At 63.9% G+C, this 17,599-nt stretch carries 14 protein-coding genes; 1 reads left to right on the forward strand and 13 read right to left on the reverse strand.

Annotated features, from left to right (window positions below):
* Window positions 1-59 precede the first annotated feature (59 nt).
* From NMG80_RS14910 to NMG80_RS14945, 8 genes are all read right to left on the reverse strand, one after another.
* Window positions 60-2,042: an ABC transporter permease gene (locus tag NMG80_RS14910; protein ID WP_254018795.1), complete on the reverse strand. Its 1,983-nt coding sequence runs from the start codon at window positions 2,040-2,042 to the stop codon at window positions 60-62.
* Window positions 2,039-3,124 (reverse strand): quaternary amine ABC transporter ATP-binding protein, encoded by a 1,086-nt coding sequence (locus tag NMG80_RS14915; RefSeq protein ID WP_254018796.1) that lies wholly within the window; start codon window positions 3,122-3,124, stop codon window positions 2,039-2,041. The genes NMG80_RS14910 and NMG80_RS14915 overlap by 4 nt, the downstream gene beginning before the upstream one ends.
* A gap of 75 nt (window positions 3,125-3,199) precedes the next feature.
* Entirely contained in the window at window positions 3,200-4,174 is a 975-nt protein-coding gene (locus NMG80_RS14920) for an ABC transporter substrate-binding protein (protein WP_254018797.1), read from the reverse strand.
* Window positions 4,175-4,828: 654 nt separating this feature from the next.
* Entirely contained in the window at window positions 4,829-5,614 is a 786-nt protein-coding gene (locus tag NMG80_RS14925; protein ID WP_254018798.1) for an SDR family oxidoreductase, read from the reverse strand.
* Between the two features lie 9 nt (window positions 5,615-5,623).
* Window positions 5,624-6,394, reverse strand: coding sequence for an SDR family oxidoreductase (locus tag NMG80_RS14930; RefSeq protein WP_301943361.1), 771 nt, complete (start codon window positions 6,392-6,394; stop codon window positions 5,624-5,626).
* A 127-nt stretch (window positions 6,395-6,521) separates the two neighbouring features.
* The gene (locus NMG80_RS14935) at window positions 6,522-8,030 is read right to left on the reverse strand and encodes a sugar ABC transporter ATP-binding protein (RefSeq protein ID WP_254018800.1); all 1,509 of its coding nucleotides are present in this window, start codon (window positions 8,028-8,030) and stop codon (window positions 6,522-6,524) included.
* 34 nt (window positions 8,031-8,064) lie between these two features.
* The gene (locus NMG80_RS14940) at window positions 8,065-9,003 is read right to left on the reverse strand and encodes a sugar ABC transporter substrate-binding protein (RefSeq protein ID WP_254018801.1); all 939 of its coding nucleotides are present in this window, start codon (window positions 9,001-9,003) and stop codon (window positions 8,065-8,067) included.
* Window positions 9,004-9,148: 145 nt separating this feature from the next.
* On the reverse strand, window positions 9,149-10,159 hold the full coding sequence (locus NMG80_RS14945; protein WP_254018802.1) for an ABC transporter permease: 1,011 nt from the start codon (window positions 10,157-10,159) through the stop codon (window positions 9,149-9,151).
* Window positions 10,160-10,591: 432 nt separating this feature from the next.
* Here NMG80_RS14945 and NMG80_RS14950 point away from each other — a divergent pair, with 432 nt between their 5' ends.
* Complete coding sequence (locus tag NMG80_RS14950; RefSeq protein WP_254018803.1) at window positions 10,592-11,554, forward strand: sugar-binding transcriptional regulator; 963 nt, start codon at window positions 10,592-10,594, stop codon at window positions 11,552-11,554.
* Here NMG80_RS14950 and NMG80_RS14955 read toward each other — a convergent pair.
* The 5 genes from NMG80_RS14955 to NMG80_RS14975 all read right to left on the reverse strand — a co-directional run bounded on the left by NMG80_RS14955 (window position 11,551) and on the right by NMG80_RS14975 (window position 17,576).
* Window positions 11,551-13,074 (reverse strand): xylulokinase, encoded by a 1,524-nt coding sequence (locus tag NMG80_RS14955; protein ID WP_254018804.1) that lies wholly within the window; start codon window positions 13,072-13,074, stop codon window positions 11,551-11,553. The genes NMG80_RS14950 and NMG80_RS14955 overlap by 4 nt on opposite strands.
* 19 nt (window positions 13,075-13,093) lie before the next feature.
* On the reverse strand, window positions 13,094-14,416 hold the full coding sequence (locus tag NMG80_RS14960) for an NAD(P)H-dependent oxidoreductase (protein ID WP_254018805.1): 1,323 nt from the start codon (window positions 14,414-14,416) through the stop codon (window positions 13,094-13,096).
* Window positions 14,417-14,772: 356 nt separating this feature from the next.
* The gene (locus NMG80_RS14965; RefSeq protein WP_254018806.1) at window positions 14,773-15,879 is read right to left on the reverse strand and encodes a mandelate racemase/muconate lactonizing enzyme family protein; all 1,107 of its coding nucleotides are present in this window, start codon (window positions 15,877-15,879) and stop codon (window positions 14,773-14,775) included.
* Between the two features lie 61 nt (window positions 15,880-15,940).
* On the reverse strand, window positions 15,941-16,678 hold the full coding sequence (locus NMG80_RS14970; protein ID WP_254018807.1) for a GntR family transcriptional regulator: 738 nt from the start codon (window positions 16,676-16,678) through the stop codon (window positions 15,941-15,943).
* 109 nt (window positions 16,679-16,787) lie between these two features.
* Entirely contained in the window at window positions 16,788-17,576 is a 789-nt protein-coding gene (locus NMG80_RS14975) for a HalD/BesD family halogenase (protein WP_254018808.1), read from the reverse strand.
* Between the last annotated feature and the right edge of the window lie 23 nt (window positions 17,577-17,599).

Below are 17,599 nucleotides of genomic sequence, written 5' to 3' on the forward strand. Positions count from 1 at the left end.
CCAGCTTGGGATGCATTTTGGGCAAGACGAAGGTGGGGGCGCGATCCTCTATTTTCCGGCTATCCCAGCCTTGCGCGTGCCTTGGCCGTCCAGGCGTTGAACAGCCGGTCGGCGACGATGCCGATGAAGGCGATGGCCAGCCCGGCGACGATGCCGCGGCCTGAATCGGCCTTGGACAGCGCGATGAACACCTCCTGGCCGAGATCGCGGGTGCCGACCATGGCGCAGATGATGATCATCGCCAGCGCCATCAGGATCGTCTGGTTGATGCCGAGCATGATCTCGGGAAGCGCCAGCGGCAGCTGGACGCGCAGGAACGTCTGGCGCCTGGTGCAGCCCGATACCTTTGCCGCCTCGATCAGCGCCGGCGGCACCTGGCGGAGGCCGTGATTGGTGTAGCGGATGGCCGGCACCACGGCGAAGGCGACCGTCGCGATCATCGCCGTCACGTCGCCGACTCTGAATAGCATCACCACCGGAATGATGAAGCAGAACGACGGCAGCACCTGCAGCGTGTCGATGACCGGGGTGACGATCTTCTCGACACGGTCGCTGCGCGACGCCATCAGCCCGATCGGGATGCCGATCAGGCTAGCGATGAAAGCCGAGATGCCGCAGAGATAGACCGTCGCCATGGTCTTTTCCCAGAGGCCGGTCACCGCGCAGAAGACGGTCAGCGCCGCGGCCAGGGCGGCGAGGCGCAGGCCGCCGAGCTGGTAGCCGGCAAGGCCGAGCAGGAACACCGCGCCCAGCCATGGAAAACCCTCGCAGAAGGCGCGCACCGGGTTCAGCACATTGAGGATCAGCGCCACGCGGAACGCTTCGATCGTGTCGAAGAAGTTGATCGTGATCCAGCTCACTGCCGTCTTCCACAGGGGTGCGGTGGTGAAGATGATCGCCTTCGGCACCGCAGCGAACGCCGGCACGAACAGGCCAAGCAACGTCGTGACTGCAAGGATGGCGACGGCCAGCGTCAGATTGGGGTAGCGCCGCCAGAAGCTGGGGCTGACCTCCTGATAGACATGGCCCTTCGCGTGATTGCGCGCGATCGCCTGGCTCAGCCGGTCGAGCGCGATTGCCAGCGCCACGATGGCAAGGCCGGCTTCCATCGCCTCACCGACCTTCAGCGCCCTGAGCGCCAAAAGCACGTCGTAGCCGAGGCCGCCGGCGCCGATCATCGAAGCAATGATCACCATATTGAGCGCCAGCATGATGACTTGGTTGACGCCGACCATCAGCGCTGGACGCGCCGAAGGCAGAAGCACGCGCCACAGTTTCTGGCGTGCCGTGCAGCCGGCCATCTCGCTGAAATCGTCGATTTCGGACGGCACCCGCGACAGCCCCAGCATCGTCGCGCGCACCATCGGCGGTGTCGCGAAAATGGCCGTCGCGATCATCGCCGAAACCGGACTGTTGCCGAACAAAAGAAGCATCGGGATCAGATAGGCGAAGGTCGGGATGGTCTGCATCAGGTCGAGGGCAGGGGAGATCAGCAGCCTTTCAGCCCATGGCTTGCGCCAGGCCCAGATGCCGACGAACAATCCGGTGACGATGCAGAACGGCACGGCGATGGAGATCAGCCCGAGCGTCAGCATGGCGCTGGTCCACTGGCCGAACAGCGCGATGTAGAGGAAACAGCCGCCGACCAGCGCGCCGAGCTTCCAGCCACCGGCGGCGCGTCCGGCCAGGAAGGCAGCGATGCAGACCCCAACCCAGGACAGGCGCGGCAGGACGAGCATGTCGGCGCCATGGCCGATCTTGAAATTCTTGGCGAGCAGACCGAGCGCAAAGTCGAGCGGCACGCCGAGTACAGCGGTGATCGAGCGCGTCAGCCAGGAAAAATTCGACTTTATCAGGTTCATCAGCGCGCTGACCCAGTCGGCGACCGGAACGATTGCGCTGGCCGGGTAGTTGACCGCCCAGGGCAGCCTGTCCTGCAGCAGGAACACGGCAAGCACGGCTGCAAGGGCGCAGGCCCAGACCACCAGCCAGAGCTGAACCGGCCGCGATCTCGCCTCGCTGGCGCTGGCCGTTACCGTCATGCGCCGGCCCTGGGACGTTCGATGCCGGCCAGAAGATCGATCACCGCTTGCGGCGTGACTTCGCCGATCGGCTTGCCGCTGCCGTTGACGACGGCGAACGGCTTGCCGGCCGAGACGATATCAGCCGAAAAACTCGATATCTTGGCATCGGGCGCGACCACGCCGCCATGCTCGGCGCCGTCGCAGGCGCGCATCAGGCTTCGCGCCGAGATGACCTTGGCGCGGTCGACGTCGCGGGTGAACTCGGCGACATAGTCAGTCGCCGGACTGACCACCAGCTCTTCGGGCGTGCCGATCTGGATGACCTCGCCGTCCTTCATGATGGCGATGCGATCGGCCAGCCGGATGGCCTCGTCGAAATCATGGGTGATGAAGACGATGGTCTTGTGCAGCATGGTCTGCAGCCGCATCAATTCGTCCTGCATCTCGCGGCGGATCAGCGGATCGAGCGCCGAGAACGGCTCGTCGAGAAACCATATCTCCGGCTTGGTGGCGAGGCTGCGGGCGATGCCGACACGCTGCTGCTGGCCGCCGGAAAGCTCACGCGGATAGAAATGCTCGCGGCCGCGCAGGCCGACAAGCTCGATCACTTCGCGCGCGCGTTTTTCGCGCGTCGGCCGGTCCTGCCCTTGGATGCCCAGTGGAAAGGCGATGTTCTCCAGCACATTCAGATGCGGCAGCAGGGCGAAATTTTGGAACACCATGCCCATGCGGTGGCGCCGCAGCTCGATCAGCGCGGCATCGGAGATTTTGAGGAGATCCTTGCCCTCGAACTCGACCTTGCCATGTGTCGGCTCGACCAGCCGCGACATGCAGCGCACCAGCGTCGACTTGCCCGACCCCGAAAGCCCCATGATGATGAAGATCTCGCCCTGGCGGATTTCGAGGTCGACGCCGCGCACCGCGCCGACCAGCCCGGCCGCGGCGACCTCCGCCATGCTGGCCTTGCCGTCGCGCTGGCAGATGAAATTGGCCGCGTTCGCGCCGAACAGCTTCCAAACGTTGCGGCAGGCGAGCTTTATCGGGCGGGCATCCCTCGGCGTGCCTGCCGTTTGCAGCATCTGTTCAGTCGTATCGGCCATGCAGTCGTCCTTCTGGAATAGGGGATAGAGACCCGGCCATGAATGACCGGGTCTCGCAGTTTCCAGTTGGAACGGTCACTCGGCCCAGGCTTTCCAGTCGGCTTCGTGGGCGGCGATCCAGGCGGCGGCGACGTCTTCCGGCGTCTTGCCTTCAAGATCGATCTGGCCGCTCATCTTGTTGAGCTCGTCGGTGTCGATCGTGTAGTTCTTCGCGACCTTGTAGGCGACCGGCCATTTGTCCTTCATGCCGGCCCAGGAATATTTCCAGATCTCGCCATGCGGCTTGCCGCAGTCATACTTTGCGTCGAGGTTCACGCCCCATTTCGGATCGGTGTAGCACTCCGGCGTATAGTCGGGGAATTCGACCCATTCGCCCTTGTATTTGGCCGGCGCCCAATGCGGCGAATAGACCCACAGCATGATCGGCGCCTTGCGCTGAAAGGCCGAATCCAGCTCGGCGAACATCGCCGCATCGGTGCCGGCATGAATGACGGTGAAGGGCAGCTTCAGCGCCGCGGCACGCTCGTCGTCAAAACCTTCCCAGGTCACCGGGCCGCCGAGATAGCGGCCGTTCGGCGCCGTTTCGGCGGTCGAGAAGGCTTCGGCGCATTTCGGGTCCTTCAGCGCCTCCCAGTTCGGTAGGCCTGGGCATTTCTCTTTCATATATTCGGGATACCACCATTCCTCCTTGGCCTTGGGCCCGAGCGCGCCGAGGCGTTCGGTCTGCCCGGTTGCATCCGAGGCCTTCATGGCTTCGCCGGCGGTCGTGTCCCAGAATTCCATGGCGACGGCGAGATCGCCATTGGTAAGGCCGGTGGTCAGGCTGGAGAGATAGTCGGCGGTCGGATACTCGACCGTGTATCCAAGCTTTTCCAGAATGCCGCCGAGAATCTTTGCGTTCAGATTGACGCTGGTCCAGTCGAACAGCGCGATCTTGATAGGGTCGTTCGATTCTGGCGCCGCCGCTTGGGCCGAAGGCGTCAGTGCACTTGCCGCGGCTAGTGTTAAGGCTCCCATTGATAATCTCGAAATCATATTCCGCAGTGACATGCCTGTGCTCCTGTCAAGCTCTGGTGGAAGTTATCGTTCGTTCCCTTCTTTGCGTCTTTTTGATTGTGTTGGAAAAGCTGGTCGTTGCGCAAGTCCATTGGCAGCAAATTGCTGTCGGCGCTGAAGTAGGCGCAGACGGGAATGACGCCCACTTCGATGAAGATGTCGTGCGACCGCGTCATGGCTGCCGTGCTGCCGAAGCAGTGATCTGCAGATCGCTCGCCGCTCCTGCGGCGCCCTCAAGCTTGCGAGCCATCAAGGTCCTATGCTGTCGGCTCTCGGCAGTCGCCCAAGCCATTTTCATGGGATGAAATTATATATACCAACATTCATGTCAACGACTAATGCCATTCGTAGCAGGGCAATCGCTGCAGGGTTGGAATTCACTTCAGATTGTCGAAGTCGGCGCTGCCCCCATCGCCCTGCCGGGCACTTCTCCCCATACAGCGACGGAGAAGGGGGCTGGCCGCAACGTCGGCGCTCTACTTGCTGCGCCCGCGATTGGCGAAACCGGCGACGACAGCGCCCTCTCCCCGTCCCTATACAGTCACTATACGGGGAGAGGATGCCGGCAGGCAGGTGAGGGGCGGCGCCGGCTCCCGAAAAGGATGACGAGACGATCGCAGCGCGCATTCGAATGCCGTCCGAGTATCCTCACGACATGATCAGGCCGCCATCGACATTGATCGTCTGGCCGGTGATGTAGGCGGCGTCGTTGCTGGCCAGAAAGCTGACCAGGCCCGAAACGTCCTCGCCGCTGCCGGCGCGGCCCATCGGGATGTTCTTCACCCATTCGGCCATCAGCTCGCCGGGCTTGTAGTCGCCCATCAGTCTGCCCCATGCGGCGTCGTTGTAGGCCCACATGTCGGTGTCGATGATGCCGGGACAGATCGCGTTGACGGTGATCTTCTCTTTGGCCACTTCCTTGGCGAGGCTCTGGGTGATGCCGACGACGCCGAATTTCGAGGCGGCATAATGCGGTGTGTAGATAAAACCCTGGCGCGCCTGGCCGGATGCGGTGTTGATCAGCCGGCCGCCGTCGCCATGCTTGCGGATGCGCGCGATCGCCTCCTGGCAGCACAGGAACACGCCCTTGGTGTTGACCGCCATCACCTTGTCCCATTCGGCCTCGGTCATCGCCTCGATCCTGGCGATGGTGATGACGCCGGCATTCTGCACGGAGATGTCGACGCGGCCGAACTGCTGTTCGGCCAGGTCGTAAAGGGCGGCGACCTCGTCCTTCCTGGTCACGTCCATGCGCAGCGATGCGACCTTGGCGCCTTCCGCCTTCAGTCCGGCGGCGACCTCTTCGACGCGAGGATCGATGGCGCTGACGACGACCGCAGCACCCTCCGCCGCGAAGCGCCGGGCTATGGCCGCGCCGATGCCGCCGCTGGCCCCGGTGATGACCGCCGTCTTGCCCTGGAATCGCTTCTGCATCATTTTTTCCTACCAGCAGACGAAGCCGCCATCGACGATCAGGTCGATACCGGTGACGAAACTCGAAGCGCGGCTGGCCAGGAACACGATCGGGCCGACCATCTCCTCCGGCGCCGCCATCCGCCCCATCGGCGTATCGCGCTCGAAGATCCTGACCTGGTCGGCGACCTCCGGCCGCTTGTTCATCGGCGTCAGCGTGTAGCCGGGGCTGACGACGTTGACGCGCAGGCCGCGATCGGCCCATTCCATGGCGAGGCTCTTCGACATGTGGATGACGGCGGCCTTCGACGAATTGTAATGCGCCTGGGTCAGGCCGCGATTGACGATCGAGCCCGACATCGAGGCGATGTTGATGATCGAGCCCCTGCGCCGCGTCAGCATTGCGCGCGCTTCGGCCTGGCAGGACAGGAACACGCCGCTGACATTGACGTCGTAGAGCTGCTGCCATTTCTCCAGCGACAGCGTCTCGGCCGGCTCGGCCGCGGCCACGCCGGCATTGTTGACAGCGACGGTCAGCGCGCCGAGTTCCTTCTCCGTGCGTTCGATCGCCGCTGCCAGATCGGCCGCTGAGGTCACCGTGCCGGTGAGCACCAATGCCTTGCGGCCGAGCGCCGAGATCCTGTGCGCGGTCTCGTCCAGCCCGCCCTTCGAGGCATGGCCGAAACAGGCGATATCGGCGCCGGCTTCGGCCAGGCCGATGGCGATCGCTTGGCCGATGCCGCTGCCGGCGCCGGTGACGAGAGCAACGTCCCCATGAAGATCGAATAGTTCCATCGAAATGTTTTCCTGTTGAGCCGCCGGTGCTGCCTGGGAAGGAAGGGGCGCCAGTCCTGGCTGGCGCCCCGCGCGGTCCGGTGCCTGGGAGGGTATCACCTGCTGCGCCTTATTCCGATCCTTTATGCCGCCCTCAGCTTGTCGCGAGCTCCATGACGGCGACGTTGCTCGCTTCGCTGCGATCGAGAATGCCACGCTGGCGACCACGGCTCAGCACCAGCACGCGATGCGACAGGCCGAGCACTTCCTCGAGGTCGGAGCTCACCACCACCACCGCCATGCCGGAGCGGGCGAGTTCGGCGATGACATCGTAGATCGCGGCGCGGGCGCCGACATCGATGCCGCGTGTCGGCTCGTCCAGGATGAATACCTTGGGCGGCCGTGAAATCCATTTGGCGATGATCACCTTCTGCTGGTTGCCGCCGGAAAGCTTGCTGATCGCCTGGTTAGGCCGGCCCTTGACGCCGAGCCGGCCAATGCCGGCCTCGGCGAATTTCTGTACCGCCTTCGGAAATACCCAGCCATTCGGCGCGACATGGTCGAAATTGCCGATCGCCAGATTCTCGCCGATGGTCTGGTCGAGTACCACGCCTTGCGCCTTGCGGTCTTCCGGCACCAGAACGACGCCGGCCTTGATCGCCGCCGCTGGGCCGGTGAGATGCACCGGTTTGCCGGCGACACGCACCGACCCCGAGGAAATCGGATCGGCGCCGGCGATCGCCCGCACCAGCTCCGTGCGGCCGGCGCCGATCAGGCCGGCGATGCCAAGGATTTCGCCGGTCCGCACCGAGAAGCTGACATTCTGAAAGCTGCGTTCCGGCGAGGACAGGTTCTCGACCTCGAGCAACGTCTCGCTGCCCGGCTCCGAGAGCGGCGGGAACATCCGCTCGACGCTGCGGCCGACCATCTGCTCGACGATCGCGCGCACCGGAACGTCGGCGCGCTCGTGGCGGGCGACAATGCGCCCGTCGCGCATCACCACCACGCGGTCGGCGATCTCAGCGACCTCGTCCAGCCGGTGGCTGATATAGATGAAGGACATGCCTTCCGCCTTGAGCTTGCGGATCTGCTTGAACAATAGCTCCGTTTCCTCGCTGCCAAGTGCCGCTGTCGGTTCGTCGAAGATCAGAAGCTCGGCGTTGAGCGTCAGCGCCTTGGCGATCTCGACCTGCTGCTGGGCGGCGATGCGCAGCGTGCGCACCTTGCGTTCCGGCGAGACATCGAGGCCGAGCCGCTTCAGTTGGGCCGATGCCCGCGCATTCATAGCCGCGCGGTCGATGCGGCCGCCGCGCATCGGCAGGCGCCCGACATAGACGTTCTCGGCAACCGACAGGTCCGGCAGCAGCTTCAGTTCCTGATGGATCATGCCGACGCCGGCGTCGATGGCCGCGGCGGGAGAGGCGGGGGAATACGGCTTCCCCCGCCATGTGATGCTGCCGGCATCGGGTTTGGTCGACCCGGCGATGATGTTCGAAACGGTGGACTTGCCGGCGCCATTTTCTCCAAGCAGCGCCACGACCTCTCCCGGCCGCACCTCGAAGCTCGCATCGGCCAGGACCTGCACCGGCCCGTAGCTCTTGCAGAGGCCGCTGACGAAGAGCCCCAGATGGGACGTCTGCGTATGGCTGGGATCCAAGGACATCGTTCCGCTCGTCAGTAATCAGGGATGCCTGATATTAGGGATGCTTGGCGATGAACTGATCGACATTGTCCTTGGTGGTCAGCGTCGCGTCCTGCAGCTGTTCTGCGGGAACGGTTTCGCCGGCCACCAGCTTGATCGCCGCATCGACGGCAAGCCGGCCCATGCCTTGCGTCTGCTGCGTCGCAGTCACGTCGAAGACGCCGCCTTTCAGTGCCTTGAGCGCCGCCACGTCGCCGTCAAATCCGGCGATCCAGACCCTGTGGCCGGGATTGGCGACCTTGACCGCCTGCGCGGCACCGAGCGCCAGCGCGTCGGCCTGGCCGATGACGATCGACACTTCGGGATGCGACTGCAACAGGTCCTGCGTCAGCTTGAAGCCCTCGTCCTGGTGCCAGCCTTCGCTCCATAGCTCGCCGACCACCTTGATGTCGGGATAGGCAATCAGCGCTTCGCCGCATCCCTTCGACCGGTCGACCTCGGGCGTCGTGCCTTTCTGGCCATGGATGATGATCAGCTCGCCCTTGCCGCCGGCCTGCTTGGCGATGTAGTCGCAAACCGCCTTGGCCGATGCCACGCTGTTGGTGGCGATGAAAGTGTCGCCGGGTGCGCCCTCGGCATTGCGGTCGACATTGATAACCGGGATGCCGGCAGCCTTGGCCGTCTTGGTCGGCACGGTGGCGGCGGTGGCGCCGGCCGGGATGTAGATCAGCGCATCGATGTTCTGCGTGATCAGGTCCTGCACCTGGCTAACCTGGGTCGCCGAATCGCCCTTGGCGTCGACGGTGACGATCTCGATGCCCTTTTCCTTGCCATAGGCCTCGACGGACTGCTTGATCTGGTTGAAGAAATCGGCCTGCAGGTTGGCGACGGCGAGACCAAGCTTCTTGGCCTCCTTGGCTGAGGCCATCCCGGACAGTCCAAGTAGCGGAATGACGGCTGCAGCAGCAAGCAGCAATGAACGTTTGGTCAGCATGTGTTTCCTCCGTTGATGTTCAATCTGTCCCGCCGGCGCATCACGGCGCCCTTGGCCGAACAACTCCCAGTTTCGGATCACCGATCCGTTTTCGCCCGGACATCCGGGTGAATCTCATTGCGCCCAGTTTTCATTGCGCCAACCTTCATTGCGCTCTGCGCCGCCATGTATCCGTGGCCACCGCCAGCGCGATCACCACGCCGATCACCACCTGCTGGATGAAGGGCGACACGCCGAGCAGGTTCAGCCCGTTGCGCAGCACGCCGATGATGAGCACGCCGATAGCGGTGCCGCCGATCGAGCCGACGCCGCCCGACAGGCTGGCGCCGCCGATCACCACCGCCGCGATCGTGTCCAGCTCGTAGCCGAAGCCGGAACTCGGCTGGACGGAATCGAGCCGTGCCGCAAGCACGATGCCGGCGAGCCCGGCCAGCACGCCGCAGATCGCGTAGACCCAGTTGGTCAGCGACTTGACCGGTATGCCGGACAGCCTCGCGACCTCGGCGCTGCCGCCGATCGCGTAGAGGCTGCGACCGGTCGCGCGATAGTTCAGGAAGATTGCGAAGATGATGGCCAGCACGATCATCAAGCCGACGGTGACCGACAGGAAGCCGAAATGGCGGATGATCGACAGGCTGGTGAACCAGTCGGGAAAGCCGATGATCTGCGAGCCGTCGGTGATCATGTTGGCGAGACCGCGCGCCACCGACATCATGGCCAGCGTGGCGATGAAGGGCGGCAGCTTGGTGACGGTCACCAGCAGGCCTGAAACCAGCCCGCAAAGTCCAGCAACGACGAGCGCAGTGACGATGCCGGCGGGCATGCCGAGATTGAGGTGGTCGGGATGGGCGACGAACCCCATCACCATCGCGGCGAGCGCCAGCACGGAGCCGACGGACAGGTCGATGCCGCCGATCAGGATGACCAGCGTCATGCCGATCGCCATGATGCCGAGCACGGTGACCTGGTCGAGCACGTTGAGGATGTTGCGAACGGTGAGGAACGTGTCGGTGGTCAGCGAGAGCGCAAGGCACAGCAGCACCAGCCCGATCAGCGGTCCCATGGTTCCGGCGAACAGGGCCGAAAGCTTCGCGCCCGCTGCGGCCTGCGCATTTGGGCCGGCCTTCAACTCGCTTGCGCCGTTGCTTAGAGCCATTTTGTCTCCTCCATCAGCGATCCGGCGATGCGTCGTCGGCTCACTCTTGTTCACCAGGCACCTCCCTGTGAACAATTTATCTTTGATATGCAATTTTGTTCAGCTAAACTGTTCGTCGGAAAATTGTCAAGGCCCGCCGCATCATTCCACGCCGGTTTGCGCCGCCAGCCGGTTTGCCTTACGAAAGAGCATGAAATCCCGCGTTTCAGGTCCGGTCTCATCCTGCGAAAGCATTTCGGCTGCTTGAGCAGGGCAGGACGGCCAAGACGAAGTAAATGTTGACCATTTTGGCTTTCGTTCACGTTGTAGAGGTATCCTGTCGATGTCCTAAATCTCGAATCCTGGGCACGCAGAACGATTTCGCGTCGCTTCGTCGGATAACGCCATTTGAATGGCATTTAAGGATTCGGACGACCGCGGGAGGGCAAAAAGATGGCGATGACAGAGAATGACAAGGCCTCGCGCTTCCCGGATGCCGAGCTGAAGGCCCGTGCCGCATGGCACTATTATGTAGAGGGGCTGACGCAGGAGAGGATTTCGGAGATCCTCGGCATCGGCCGCATCAAGGTGCATCGCATCCTGTCCGCCGCGCGTGAGGAGGGCGTCGTCCAGTTCCGCATCCGTGACAGCGTCGTTGAATGCCTGGTGCTGGAAGAGGCCTTGAAGCAGCGATTTGGGCTCAGCCAGGCCGTTGTGGTGCCGTCGGCCGCCGACCGAAGCAACGCGCCGCTGATGATTGGCCATGCCGCGGGCGCCTATCTGGCCGACAATGTGAATGCCGGCGATGTCATTGCACTGGGCTGGGGGCGCACGCTAAAATTCGCCATCAATGAATTGCCGCGGCGGCCGATCGCCAGGACGACGGTGGTTTCCATGCTGGGCGGCCTCACCCATGCCCAGCCGCTCAACCCGACCGAAAGCGCCTGGGAATTCGCCGAAAAGATCGGCGCCGAGTGCTTTCTGCTGCCGGTGCCGGTCTATGCCGACAGGCCGGAGCAGCGCGAAGCTTTCATGAGCCAGCGCAGCGTTCAGGACGTCGTCTTCCGCGCACGCCGGGCAAACATCGCCGTGCTCAGCGTTGGATCGTTTTCCAATGACAGCCCGATCGCCAATTACGGCTTCATCAAGCCCAGCGAACTCGAGGAGCTTCAGGCGGCCGGTGCAGTTGGCGATATTTTATGCCATTTCATCGACGCCGAGGGCCGGCTCGTCGACCACGAGGTCAACCGCCGGGTCTGTGCCTATCCGCTGCAGGACCTGTCGGACATCCCGGCCATCATCCTGGTCTCGGGAGGGCAGGAAAAAATCGCCATCATGCGGGCGGCGCTCGCCAACACCAAAGTCTCGGTTCTGATCACCGACGAGGATGCGGCCAAGGGCTTGCTCAACCGCTAAACTTGCCCGACTTCACCAAGCCGAACGTGGATGTCGCGCGTCGCCTGATAGAGGTCGCGGTAGATTGCCTTGCGCGCTCGGTAACCGAAGACCAGCCCGTCGACGGGGTCGACATGCCTGGTCGGCGGCGCGGCCATCGCCTCAGCCGCCGTTTCGGGCGAGGCAAACCATCCGATGGCGGAACCCGCCAGCATGGCGGCGCCGAGCGCTGCGGCTTCGGTGACCTGCGAGACGGAGAGCGGCCGCTCGAGCACGCTTGCCATGATCCGCATCAGCAGGGCGCAGTTGGTGCCGCCGCCGGCGGCTATGATCGCCGCCGGTTTGCCGCCGGCCTGAGTTTCCGCCGCCTGAGTTTCCGCTTGAGTGTCCATTGCCTCGCTGGCGATGGCCTGCTCGAAGGCGATGCCTTCCAGAACCGCTCGAAAAAGGTGCTTCGGCTCATGGTCCAACGACAGGCCGACAATGGCGCCGCGCGCCGCGCCGTCCCAATAGGGGCTCATGACACCGGCCCAATACGGCATGACAAGCAGGCCCTCGCTGCCGGCGGCAACGTCGACCGCTGCTTTCTCCAGGGCTGCAGCCGACGGTGAGCCGGTGGTGCGAACGATCCAGTCGACCAGTTGCATGCCGGAACGCAGCACGGTCTCCAGCATGAAGCCCGAGCCAGTCGGCGAGACCAGCGTTCGAAACGCGTCCGAAGTCGTTATCCCATGGGAGTAACAGCCGCTGACGACGCCCGAGCCGAGCGAAAGATAGCTTTTGCCTTCGCCATAGACGCCCATGCCAAGGCCCATCGCCTGGCCGTCGCCAGCGCCGGCGACAACAGGCGTGCCGGGCTTCAGGCCGGTCAGCCTGGCCACGCTTTCACCAAGCCCGCCGCAGACCGCGCCGGGCGCGACCAGTTGCGGCAACTGGTCCGGGCGCAGTCCTGCGGCCGCAACGAGCTCAGGACGCCAAGTGCCATTCTTGATGTCGAGCAGCCCGAGCGGATCCGCACTTGCCGTGCTGGTGACCAGACGTCCGGTCAGCCGGTGGACGAAGAAGCCATGCACGTCGACGAGTGCGGCTGCGTCATCAAGCGCTTGCGGCTGGTGTTCGGCAAGCCAGGCGATCGCATAGAGCGCGGGGGTCGGGTCCGGCGGCTTGCCGCTCCAGTCGCGGATCGTCTCGCGGCCGAGCTCCGCCGAAAGCCTGGCAACTTGCGGACGCGCACGCTCGTCCAGCCACAGAATCGCCGGAATAAGCGGCTTGCCGGCCTGATCGATCAACGTGAAGGTCTCGCGCTGGTGAGCGATGGCGATCGCCCCCACCCGTGCAGTGCCAACCGCCTCAGTGACTTGCTGCAAGGCGCCGAGCAGCGCGGTCCACCAATGTTCGGCATCCTGCTCGAAATGGCCGAGCCTGGGATTTGAAAGCGGATAGGCTTCGCGCGCCTGGAACAGCTCCTTGCCGTCGCGGGTGAAGGCAATCGCTTTCACGGCCGTGGTCGAGGCGTCGATCCCGATTACGACATCGTCCATCAGGCGGAAATCCAGCGGATTAGGCGGCGTTCGTAACGAACCGTCCGTCCGACTGGTCGAGACGACGGCGGATCTGAGTTATCACCATCGAATCGTCGGGTACACAATTTTCATAGGTGAGGAAATCGCCTGTCTTGACCGGCTTGACCACCTTGGCGCGTTCGGCAAGGCCGAGCGGCAGGGCACCGCGGGCGCGCGCGTCCTCCCAGGTCATGGCGAAGCCGCGATAGTCGTTCTCGCCGATCATGCCGAGCGACTGGCCAAGGGCAAGCTCGCTCTTGGCAACCGCCACTGCTTCGGCGACCGGATGGTCGAGCGGCTCCATGTCGGCGCGCTTGTAGACCACGGCGCGCGCCGCCGACAGCGGCACTTCCAGGCTGGTCAAATGATAGGGGCGGAAGATCGTGAAATACGGGCCCTTGCCGACCTTGAGGTCGATCATGCGCTCCAGCACGCGCGGATGCCTGGTCTCGATGATGCAGAACACGCCGGGCGCCACGCCCTTGCCGATCGAATAGTCGACGACGCCCTTGCGATGCAGCACGCCGCCATCCTCGCGCGGGCAAAGCACGCCGGCGAGTTCCTCCAGCGTCGCGGTCGGGCCGTGCATGCCCGGCACGTCGGGCACCAGGCCCGTGGCGTTGGCGATCGCCACCATCTCGATCGCCGTCTTCGAGCCGTCGACGAACTCGACCAGCATGCGCGCATTCATGTTGCGCTCGGCCGCCTCCTTCTCGTAGTCGGCCGGCATGGCGTCGATCTTCAGCGGATTGTTCTTGCCCTTGCCGGCGGCGATGATGTTGAAGCCGAGGCTCCTGGCAAAGCCGATGATCTCCAGCGTGCAGGCCGGTTCGTCGCCGGCCGCACCGGTATAGACGACGCCGGCCTTGCGCGCTTCTTCCTTGAGGAAGCGGCCGATCGTGATGTCGGCCTCGACGTTGAGCATGACGATATGCTTGCCGTTCTTCATCACTTCGAGCGCGAACAGCGTGCCAATGTTGGGATTGCCTGTCGCGTCGATGATGACGTCGATGCGGCCGGCGGACGCCAGCGCATGCAAATCTTCGGTCACCGCGATCTTGCCGGCTTCGATGGCGCGGTCGATCGCCGCCGCATTGCCGGCCTGCACGATATCCGAGCGGTCGTGGCCGGCGAGCAGCGCCGCATCGATCGCCGCCTGCGGCCTGACCTCGGAAATGGCGCCGATCCGCAGGCCCGGCATCAGCGCGACCTGGACGACGATGTCGGTGCCCATCTGCCCGGCGCCGGCAAGCCCGATGGTGATCGGTCCCTGCTGTTCAGCGCGCTGCAAAAGTTCCGCTGCAAATTGCGGATGGGCCATGTCGCTTCCTCCAGTTCCTGACGCGCCGCAGCGTCGAAGCCATCATTTTGAACATTCCTATTTCCAAATGAAAAATATTTCAAGCCGGCAATTCGGCAGCCGTCCCCGCAAACATTCTGTGATTTAGTTTGCGCAAGCCCTGGCTTGCGGCTTGGCCGCGCCAGCTAGGGAGCAGAGAAGAAGGCGGTAATCTCTTGGGGTGCAGGTGGCGGCGGCCGTGACATCCCTTCTCGCAAGCAAGCGAGTGCGACGAGAAAACTGTTTTCATGGCCGCTCAGCTGCCGCTGCGCCAATCGCTAACGACGAAGCCGCGCAACGGAGAGCGCCAGCCGGCATACTCGGCGCATGCCAGTATATCAGCTGCCGACCTCGAAGAAGGGCGCGCCAAGCAGGTCGAGAACAACGTCGATGCCGAGGCCCGGCCCGTCCGGAATGCCCATTCGGCTTCCCGAAACCGGCGGCTTGTTGGATGCGGTGCGCACCGTCACCCATTCGTGGAAGGCAATGGCGTGCAGCCGGCGCTCCTCCGGCGTCGACAGCGACAGATGCGCCATGGCTGATGTGTCGATCTCGGCGCCGCCGGTGTCCTCGACGGTGATCATGAAGCCCAGGTCGACGGCAAGATCGCGGATCTGCCGCGTCTTGCTCACGCCGCCGAGCCGCGAGATCTTCAGCGTCAGCCCGTCGGCCGCGCCCTTGCGGTGGATGTCGAGCATGTCGTCCAGCGAGGTGACGGATTCGTCGAGCACCATCGGCTTGTCGAGCGACCGGCGCACCGACATACATTCGTCGATCGTGGTGCAGGGCTGCTCGAACGTGTAGTCGATGGCGCGCGTCGCGTCAGCGAACTGGCGCGCCTGATAGGGCGTCCAGCCGGCATTGGCGTCGCAGAAGATCACCGTGCCCTTCGGCACCGAAGCGGCGACCGCGGTGACGCGCTCGATGTCGTCATGGACGTTGCCGCCGACCTTGACCTGCAGCCGGTGAAACCCGTCCTTGACGATGCGCTTGGCCAGTGCGGCCATCGCGTCGACCGTGCCATGGGTGACGACCTTGTAGAGCTCCGCCGTCTCGCTCTCGCGCCCGCCGAGCAGCGTGACCAACGGCACCTCGGCGGCGCGTGCCGCGAGATCCGAGCAGGCCATGTCGAGCGCCGACTTGATGTAGGGGTGGCCCTTGAACACCGTGTCCATCAGCCTGCCGAGACTGGCCAACGCGCGAGGATCGCGGCCGAGCAGATGCGGCGCAATTTCGATGACGCCGGCGCGAACGCCGGCCGCGAATGCCGGCGAGTAGAAATTGCCGAGCGGCGCCATCTCGCCCCATCCGGTCAGCCCGCTGTCGGAAGTGATGGCGACGATCACCGCGTCGAACGCGTCGGCGACACGCCCTTTCGACATACGGTAGGGCCCGTCCACGAAGGGTTGCACGACATGGTAGGCCTTGATGGTTTTGATCTGCACGTTCTCTGTCCTTTGTCTGTGATGTCGCGACGAAGCCGGCAACCGGCAGCGGCCGCCGGGGTCAGCTGCCGTCTGGTCGGTTGCGCGTCGGGCCAGCGCGGTCGGCCCTGGCGCCCTTGGAGTCGCGCTGTTCGAGGCTGCGCGCATAGGCGAACAGTTCTTCGAAATCGAGGTCGATATGCTCGCGGGCGTGGCGCTGGGCTGCGCCCATGTCGGCGCCCTTCAGCAGTTGCGCATAGGTCTCGTGGATGTCTTCGGCAGGCACCGGCTCTTTGCGCGCCCGCTGGTGGAGGGCAAAATACATCTGCAACCGGCTGGTCAGCCGCTGCCAGGTCTCGAGCAGAACCGAATTGTCGGCCCACTCATGGATCAGCCCATGCAGTTGCAGGGCCGTTTCGATCTGTCTTGTGGTGTCGCGGTCGCGCGTCGCCTGCTTTACCGCCTCGTGGCGCCGGTCGAGCTCGTCGAAGAAGCGCTGGTCGCGCAACGGCCAGGTCAATTCGATGGCGAACTCATCCAGCACCTTGTTAAGCGAATAGGCGTCGTCGATATCCTTGGCGGTTACGTCGATGACGAAAGTTCCGGCGTAGGGAATGCTGGTCAGGATGCCTTCCTGCACCAGTTCGCGCATCGCCTCGCGCAGCGGCGCGCGACTCACCTGCATCTGCTCGGCAATCCTCAGTTCGTTGAGCTTCTGTCCGGGTTCCAGCTGGCCAGTCAGGATCGCGCGCCTGAGCAGCGCCGCGATCTCGGCGCGCCTTGTCGTATCCGCGATCGGAGGAAAATCCAGCTTTCCCATTCGGTCACTCCACAAAAACCGAAATCAAGAAAACAGATTGTCGACAATCTAACAAGAGGCTTGCTTCTGGCTTTCCCCGATTCCGGCTAGAATGCCGGCGCCTTCGGCCTCAGGCGGCCCGGCCGTAGAAGCCGATGCGCTCCTCGTCGCTGAACATCACGCCCGACTTTTCGTAGTAGGAGAACACCGCGATGATGCGCTCGCGTTCGCCTTCGACAGTGGTGACGCGATGCGCGGTGTTCTTGCCGCGGAAGACGTTGAGCGTGCCCGGCTTCATGCGCAGTATCCTTGCCTTGGGATCGCGGCCATCGAGCAGCCTGGCGACGCCGTCGTAATTCGGATTGTCGTCCGACCGGAGATCGGTGCGGTATTCGAAATCTCCGCCGCGCTCGGACGCCTGCAGCAGCAGCGTGGTTGTGAATTCCGAGCGGTCGAAATGCCAGTTCAGCGCCTCGCCGGCGCGATAGGCCATAACATTGGTGCGCGCCAGCGGGTCCTGCATGACATGCAACTTCGTCTTGCCCATCGCCGCCGCCAGGAAGCACAGCAGCGGTTCGTATTCGTAGATGGCGAGCACGAGGCTATCAGGAATCTGGTCGGCGCAGACCGTATGGCTGATGGTCTCGACCTTGCGCAGCGCCGGATGGTTGGGAGCGAGGTCCGGGATATCAGGCTTGAAGTAGATGTTGTGCATCCGCTTGTGCATGTGCGACCGCGTCGCCATGACGGGCTCGATTTCCCGCACCGCCCGCTCGGCTACGCCGGGCCGCAAAAAACCTCCGAGATTGAACATGCCGTCGGCTTCCAGCGCCGCAATCGAGCGCTCCACAAGGCGCTTCCACTCAGCGCTGCCTTCACGGTCGAGCGGGTACCGGTCCAGATCGAGAATGTCTTTCATCGTCTCGTGCTCCAGGGTTTCGA

The organism is Mesorhizobium escarrei (genome assembly GCF_935825525.1).
GTDB classification, from domain to species: Bacteria; Pseudomonadota; Alphaproteobacteria; order Rhizobiales; family Rhizobiaceae; genus Mesorhizobium; species Mesorhizobium escarrei.